General features: G+C 73.0%; 6 protein-coding genes. 4 read left to right on the forward strand and 2 right to left on the reverse strand.

The genetic code is table 11. The features are described 5' to 3' along the window. A partial coding sequence (locus BEP24_RS15410) for a DEAD/DEAH box helicase (RefSeq protein ID WP_065964898.1) occupies positions 1-3,250 on the forward strand: 3,250 nt, incomplete at its 5' end. 15 nt (positions 3,251-3,265) lie between these two features. On the opposite strand, the gene BEP24_RS15415 is transcribed toward BEP24_RS15410, so the two are convergent. Next, positions 3,266-4,045 carry an aldo/keto reductase gene (locus BEP24_RS15415; protein ID WP_065964902.1) on the reverse strand — a complete coding sequence of 260 codons (780 nt, stop codon included), beginning with the start codon at positions 4,043-4,045 and terminating at the stop codon, positions 3,266-3,268. A gap of 174 nt (positions 4,046-4,219) precedes the next feature. Here BEP24_RS15415 and BEP24_RS15420 point away from each other — a divergent pair, with 174 nt between their 5' ends. The 3 genes from BEP24_RS15420 (at position 4,220) to BEP24_RS15430 (ending at position 6,247) form a co-directional block, all read left to right on the forward strand. Continuing rightward, positions 4,220-4,987 carry an HNH endonuclease family protein gene (locus BEP24_RS15420; protein WP_253181729.1) on the forward strand — a complete coding sequence of 256 codons (768 nt, stop codon included), beginning with the start codon at positions 4,220-4,222 and terminating at the stop codon, positions 4,985-4,987. A 124-nt stretch (positions 4,988-5,111) separates the two neighbouring features. Then, positions 5,112-5,777 (forward strand): GPP34 family phosphoprotein, encoded by a 666-nt coding sequence (locus BEP24_RS15425; protein ID WP_071249359.1) that lies wholly within the window; start codon positions 5,112-5,114, stop codon positions 5,775-5,777. Positions 5,778-5,818: 41 nt separating this feature from the next. Then, complete coding sequence (locus BEP24_RS15430) at positions 5,819-6,247, forward strand: SseB family protein (RefSeq protein ID WP_065964905.1); 429 nt, start codon at positions 5,819-5,821, stop codon at positions 6,245-6,247. 161 nt (positions 6,248-6,408) lie between these two features. Here the strand turns inward: BEP24_RS15430 and BEP24_RS15435 are convergent, their stop codons facing one another. Continuing rightward, positions 6,409-7,269, reverse strand: a complete 861-nt coding sequence (locus BEP24_RS15435) for a nuclease-related domain-containing protein (protein WP_065964909.1) — start codon at positions 7,267-7,269, stop codon at positions 6,409-6,411. Between the last annotated feature and the right edge of the window lie 160 nt (positions 7,270-7,429).

Genomic DNA, 7,429 nt, shown 5'->3' on the forward strand with positions numbered 1-7,429 from the left:
AGCCCCCACCCCGGACTGGAGGCACGACCTCGCCCGCCTCGCCGGTGCCGACGAGCAGGTGGCCGGTCCGCAGGGCACCCCGCTCGGCATGCAGTTCGAGCTGCGGGACGCGGTAGCCCCCACCCCGGACTGGAGGCACGACCTCGCCCGCCTCGCCGGTGCCGACGAGCAGGTGGCCGGTCCGCAGGGCACCCCGCTCGGCATGCAGTTCGAGCTGCGGGACGCGGTGCCCGCCCGGCTCGCCGCGCGGGCGCGCGAGACCGGCCGGTCGGTGCCGACCCGGTCGCGCAGCGTGCGGCTCGGGGTGCGTCCAGTCACGCGCAGCGGCGCGGGCAACTGGGTGCGCGGGCAGCTCACGTGGGGCACGCTCCCCTACTCGGTCAACCGGCTCGGGCTGGTCCCCGAGCAGCACGCGTGGTTCCTGCAGTTCGCCGCACTGCACCGCGCCGGACAGCTCGCGGGTCTCCCGGGCGAGAGCGACTGGGTGCACCTCGACGACTTCGGCAGTCCCCTGCTCTGGCCGCTCCTGCGTCAGGCACCGGCGCTCGGGATCGCGTTCGTCACCGGCAAGCGCGAGGGCGGCGCGGTGCTCGGGGCCGACGCGCGGGTGCTGCTCGACGCCGTCCGGTCCGGTGTCGGTCTCGTGATCGGTGCCTCGGCGGTCGTCGACGGCCGCCCGGTGCCCGACGGCGCCGCCCGCACGATCGGCGACCACGGCGTGTACGCGTTCCGCGAGAGCCCCGAGTTCTCCGTCACGCTCGCTCCGACACCGGGCCTCGTGCCCGAGGACCAGCGCCGCATGCTCGTCGAGGGCGCGCGCGTGACGGTCCCGAGCGACGAGGTCGACGAGTTCCTGGCCGACTGGTCACCCCGGCTCCGCGGGACGCTCGGGCTCGTCAGCTCCGACGGCTCGCTCGAGCTGCCGGAGCGACAGGCACCCGAACTCGTCCTGACGGCGACGTTCGAACCGGCCCGGGCACCCCGCACCGACGACCGCGTGCACCTGCAGTGGCGCTGGCACGTCGACGGGCGCAAGGACCCCGTGGCGTTGCACGGCCCGCTGCCCGACCTCAGCCGGCTCCGGGCGGCCGACGACCCCGACCCTGACGACGCCCACGACACGGACCCGGCCCACGACCCGGCCGTCCCCGCGACCGACGCCGACGCGCGGACGCAGGACGGGCCTCCCGGCGGGGTCGGCGATGACACGCAAACCGGACCCGACGGGGCCGGGCCAGGCGGCGAGCGGCCAGGCGGCGAGCGGTCAGGCGGCGAGCGGCCAGGCGGCGGCGGGCCGGGCGGCGGCCTGGCCTGGTTCGAGGAGGGCACGATCGACGGCGCCGACGTCGCGGTGTTCGCGACCGAGCTGCTGCCGGCGCTGCCCGGTCTGGGCGTCCGGACCGTCGTGCAGGGCGAGCGCAGCGAGTACGAACGGCTGACCGGACGGCCGCACATCCGCGTCACGACGATGCCGTCCGACAAGCACGACTGGTTCGACCTCGGGATCTTCGTCACCGTGAACGGCAAGCAGGTGCCGTTCACGCCGCTGCTCCGGGCGCTCGCGAAGCGCGACCGGCGGATGAAGCTCGTCGACAACTCGTACCTGTCGCTCGCCGACCCGGCGTTCGACCGGCTCAAGGAGCTCATCGAGGAAGCCCGCGACCTCGACGAGTGGGAGCCCGACCAGCCCCTCACCGTGACCCCGCTGCAGGCCGGCCTGTGGGCGGAGTTCGACCAGCTCGCCGACGAGACCGAGCACGACGGGCGGTGGCAACGCATCGCCGCCGCGCTCCTCGACGCGACCCCGCCCGGTGACGACGTGCCCGTGCCCGACACCGTGCACGCCGAGTTGCGGCCCTACCAGCACGCCGGGTACGCCTGGCTGCGGTTCCTGCGCGAGCACGGCGTCGGCGGTGTCCTCGCCGACGACATGGGGCTCGGCAAGACCCTGCAGGTGCTCGCGATGATCGCCGCCGCACGACGCGACGAGCCGGACGCGCCGCCGTTCCTCGTCGTCGCGCCGACCTCGGTCGTCGGCAACTGGGCGCTCGAGGCCGCGCGGTTCACGCCGTCGCTCCGGGTCACGACCGTCACCGCGACGTCGATCAAGGACCACGCACGAGTGGCGAAGGCGGCGGCCGCGAGCGACGTCGTCGTGACCTCGTACGCACTGCTCCGACTCGACGCCGCCGAGTACCGCGAGCTGCCGTGGTCGGCGCTCGTCCTCGATGAGGCGCAGTTCGTCAAGAACCCGCAGTCGCAGACCCACCGGGCCGCCGTCGACCTGCCCGCTCCGGTGAAGTTCGCGATCACCGGGACGCCGCTCGAGAACGGCCTGACCGACCTGTGGGCACTGTTCCACGTCGTCGCGCCGGGGCTGCTGTCCTCGTGGTCCCGGTTCGGCGACGACTACGTCAAGCCGCTCGCGTCCCCGGACCTCCGCGGCGAGGCACGCCGCGAGCTCACCGCACGGCTCCGGCGGCGGATCCGCCCCCTCATGCTCCGGCGGACCAAGGAGAGCGTCGCCGCCGACCTGCCGCCGAAGCAGGAGCAGGTGGTGCGCGTCACGCTCGACCCGGCGCACCGGGCGCTGTACGAGCGGACGCTGAACCGGGAGCGGCTGAAGGTCCTCGACCTCATCGACGACCTGCCGCGGAACCGGATGATCGTGTTCCGTTCCCTGACGCTGCTGCGGATGCTCGCGCTCTCCCCCGGGCTCGTCCAGGAGTCCGACGAGCCGGTGACCTCGGCCAAGCTCGAACTGCTGCTCGACGAGCTCGAGCAGCTCGCCGCCGAGGGCCGACGCGCCCTGGTGTTCAGTCAGTTCACGACGTTCCTGCGCATGGTCGCCGGAGCCCTCGACGAGCGCGGGATCGGGTACGAGTACCTCGACGGGTCGACCCGGAAGCGCCCCGAGGTCATCGAGCGCTTCCGGTCCGGCACGGCACCCGCGTTCCTCATCTCGCTCAAGGCCGGCGGGTTCGGGCTGACGCTCACCGAGGCCGACACCGTCTTCGTCCTCGACCCGTGGTGGAACCCGGCCGCCGAGTCGCAGGCCGTCGACCGGACCCACCGCATCGGGCAGACCCGGTCGGTGAACGTCCAGCGGTTCATCGCCGAGGACACCATCGAGGAGAAGGTCCTGGCCCTCGCGGCGAAGAAGGCCGAGCTGTTCGCGACGATGATCGACGACGACGCGCTGTTCGCCGACGACCTGAGCGCCGAGGACATCCGCTCCCTGCTCGCCTGACCGGGTCGCGGACCGTCAGCGATCGAGGGCGTCGATGCGCGTGACCTCGTCGGCGGACAGCTCGATGCGGGCGCCCGCGGCGTTCGACCGGATGCGCTCCGGGTTCGACGACTTCGGGATCACGACGAACTCGTGCGCCACGTGCCACGCGACGATCACCTGGGCGCTGTCGACGTCGTGCGCCTCGGCGATCTCGACGAGCGTCGGGTCCTGCAGGTTGCTCGCCTTGAATGGGCTGTAGCCCTCCAGGACGACCCCGCGCTCACGCAGTCCGTCGGCGATCGCACGGTCGAACTCGACCGGGCTCCACTTGATCTGGTTCACGGCGGGGGTGGTCCCGGTCGCCCGGACGAGCTCGTCGATCTGGTCGAGCGAGTAGTTGCTCACGCCGACCGCACGGGTCAGTCCGTCGGTCTGGGCCTGCACGACCTGTTCCCACACGTCCGGGCGGGCTTCGCCGTTCGGCGGCCAGTGCACGAGCCACAGGTCCAGGTGGTCGAGCCCGAGCTGGTCGAGGCTCTCCTCGATGGTCTCGCGCACACGGTCGGCGTTGTCCGGCGGGAGCTTGGTCGTCACGAAGACCTCGTCACGGGCCAGCCCCGAGTCGGCGAGCGCCTTCCCCACGCCGCGCTGGTTGGAGTAGCCCGTCGCGGTGTCGATGTGCCGGTAGCCGGCCTCGAGCGCTGCCCCCACGGCGGCGGGTGCACCGGCGTCGGGGATCTGCCAGGTGCCGAAGCCGAGGAGCGGCATCGACCCACCGGTGACGGGTACGGACGGGTTCGCGGAGTCGGTCATGCCCCGTGTCTACGCCGTGCCACGTCGGTGCCGCACGGCAAGATCGTCCTCGGCCCGATCGGGTCCGCACCACCGCACCACCAGCACCACGGAGCCCCATCCCCCATGACGTCCCGCCGACGCCGCAGTTCCCGCACGACCAGCACCCGTTCCCTGCGCAGCCGCCGCACCCGCATGATGGTCACCTCCCTGATCGTCCTCGTCGCGCTCAGCGCCGGCGGCTGGCTGTTCCACGACACCGGTGCCGGCTCGGCCGCGACCGACGCACCCTCGATCTCGACGGGACCCGACGCGACCGAGCCGAGCCGGGCCTCCCGGCCGACCGTCGAGGCGGCCGCAGGAGCCGCACCGACCGACGGCGCCGATCCGTCCGCCGCCGCGATGGCGCGCACCCAGCTGGCGGCCCTCCCCGTCAAGGGCAAGGCCCCCGCGACCGGCTACGACCGCGTGGCGCAGTTCGGCACCGCCTGGCTCGACGTCGACCACAACGGCTGCGACACCCGCAACGACGTGCTCGCCCGCGACCTCGTCGACGTCGAGCGCCGGGGGCCGTGCACGGTCCTCCGCGGTGAGCTCACCTCGCCCTACACCGGCCAGCACGTCGACTTCGTCCGGGGGAACACGACGTCGACGCTCGTGCAGATCGACCACGTCGTCGCGCTCGAGAACGCCTGGCGGACCGGCGCGCAGCAGCTCAGCCTGCAGGAACGCGAGGCCCTGGCGAACGACCCGGCCAACCTGTTCGCGGTCGACGGGCACTCGAACGCGCAGAAGCGGTCCGGGGACGCGGCGACCTGGCTGCCGGCCGCGACCGGCTTCCGCTGCACCTACGTCGAGCACCAGGTCGCCGTCAAGACGACGTACCGCCTGTGGGTGACGCCGGCGGAGCGGGACGCGATGGCGCGGGTCCTCGACCGCTGCACGGGCCAGCCGCCCGGTTGAGTGCTGCCGCCGCCCGCGGCCGGGTACCGGGACGGTTCCCCCCGGCGGCCGGCGCGCGTCCGTCCGCGAGCACTGCCGGACTGGAGGCGCGACACACCTCCGCCCCGTGTGGCACGCTGCGAGCATGGCCGCGTTGTTGACGATCCCCCAGGCGTTCGCGCTCATGCAGATCGCACCGGACGGGCGTGCCCGCGCGACCGTCACGCGGACCGAGCTCGGCACCGCGGGCGGCGTGCTCGCCGACCTCGCCCTGCGGGGTGCGATCACGCTGTCCGGTGACCAGGTCGTCCTCGCGAGCGGGGTGCCGACGGCCGACCAGGTCCTCGACACCGCGCTGGCGTCGATCGCCGGCTCGCCGCCGAAGCCGGCGAAGTGGTGGGTGCGGCACCTCGGCAAGCGCCCGCTGCACGACGCGGTCGTGGCCCAGCTCGTCAAGCGCGGCATCCTCGCCGAAGAGGAGCACCGGACGCTCTTGGTGTTCACGACGACCCGACACCCGGAGCGTGATGCACTGCCGGAGGCGCAGGTCCGACAGGCCGTCGGTGACGTCCTGTCCGGACGGGCGGCTCCGTCGCCCTACGTCGCGGCCGTCGTCGGACTGCTCGACGCCACCGACACGCTCCGCGCCGAGTTCGGCCGGGTCGACGAGCACGTCGTCCGTTCGGTCGTGCAGGGCGATGCGATCGCCTCCGCGGTCCGCCGGGTCCTCGCCGACATCAACTCCTCGGCGGCGATGACGGCCGGGGTCATCGCGGCGAGCACGGCGGCGACGACCTCGGGGAGCACCTGAGTCCGGTCGGGGTCTGCTCGCGGGCGTGACAGCATGTCGGGATGAGCAAGAACGAGACGGACGGGTCGGCCTTCGGTCGGGGCGTCGACAAGGCCCCGCCCACCGCCGCCGGCGAGCTCCGGCGTCGGATGGCGACCTCGCCCGCGGGGTTCCTCCGGAGTGCGGCGTGGGTGCCGTGGAAGCCCGAGGGCACCCCGGACGGCGGGAGCATCGCGCACGTCATCATCCGCGACCTGCCGTTCGTGCCGGTCTTCACCGACCCCGCTGAACTCGCAGCCGGCCTGCCGGGGACCGAGGGCCGCCCGGTACCCATGTCCGAGCTCGTGACCGCGCTCCCCGAGGAGTTCGGCATCGTCGTCGACCCGACGGGAGCGGAGGCAGCGAACTTCCTGCACGCCGACGTCCTCGCGAACATGCGTGCGCAGCTGCGCGGGCCGGTCCCGGACGACGAGGCCTCCGCGGAGGGCTGAGCCACTCGCCGATCGTTCCCGTCGAGCAGCGGTTCCGTCCGAGCGGTGACGCTCCCGGTGCACGATCGCCGGGAACCGTGCACCAAGATCGTCAGCATTCAGCAGAGGGTGCCCACGCAGAAGAAGATGCTGCGGAACGCGAGACCGCCGAGCACGAGCGCTCAGCCGGCGAGCGCCAGGGACGCCTGTGCCCACCAGTAGCCGAGCAGCGCGCCGGCGGGGACCGCGAGCACCGCGAGCGCTCGGGCCTTCCGCAGGAGTCGTCGACGGTCAGCCGCGACGACGCGCTCCCGCTCGAGCCGTTCGAAGCGTTGCACGTGCCGCAGCGTGTCGTGGAGGACGACAGCCTCGACGTGCCACGTCCTGCGTTCCTCGGCGACCATCGACAGGAAGCGGACCGTTTCGTCCGAGAAGACCCTCGGGAGCCCGCGCAGCCACGGTCCGAGGCCTTCGGGCGGAAGGGTCGCCACGGCAGGGGTCGTCCGTCCGAACCGGAGTCGACGAGCGACGACGGCGAGCACCGGCTGCACGGAGACCTGCTGCCCCGCGGCGGCTGACAACAGCGTCGTCGCTCGTTCCCCCTCGACGAGCGCGCGGTGCGCGTGCGGGGTCCGCTGACCGTTCACCATCAGGGTCCGGCCACCGGCCCAGACGTCGTGACCGGAGTGGTTCTTGGTGTTGATCGAGAAGACGCCGGTCGGGCCGATCACGACGTGGTCGATGTCGGTGGCACCGCGTCCGACGGGTACCGCGTGCAGGACGGTGAAGTCGGGTCCGAGTGCTTCGAGTTGCCGGGCGACGTACCGCTCGCCGAGGGCTCCCTTGAACCAGGAACGGGCCTCGGGTACGAGCGGGTCGCGACCCCAGAAGCGCTGTTGTCGCGTCCGGGAAGGTGCCGCAGCCTGGATCGCGAGGCACTCCTGCATCACGGCGTAGCCGGGCTTCCGCGCGCGGAGGGTCGGGTGCGCGCCGCTCCGCGCAGTCGTCCCGGACACCGGCGGACTGCTCGTCGTCTTCCCCACGGACCCAGCCTCCCGCAGGGCTCGATCGTGAGGACAGCCCACGTTCGGGTGGTGCCGCTGTGCGCCGTGTCGATCACCGCGGCGTGTGACCTTCTCGGTGCACGATCGCCGGGGATCATGCACCGAGAACGTCACCGATCGGTGGCGGTCGGCCCTGCGG

Source organism: Curtobacterium sp. UCD-KPL2560 (assembly GCF_001705035.1).
Classification (GTDB): Bacteria; Actinomycetota; Actinomycetes; order Actinomycetales; family Microbacteriaceae; genus Curtobacterium.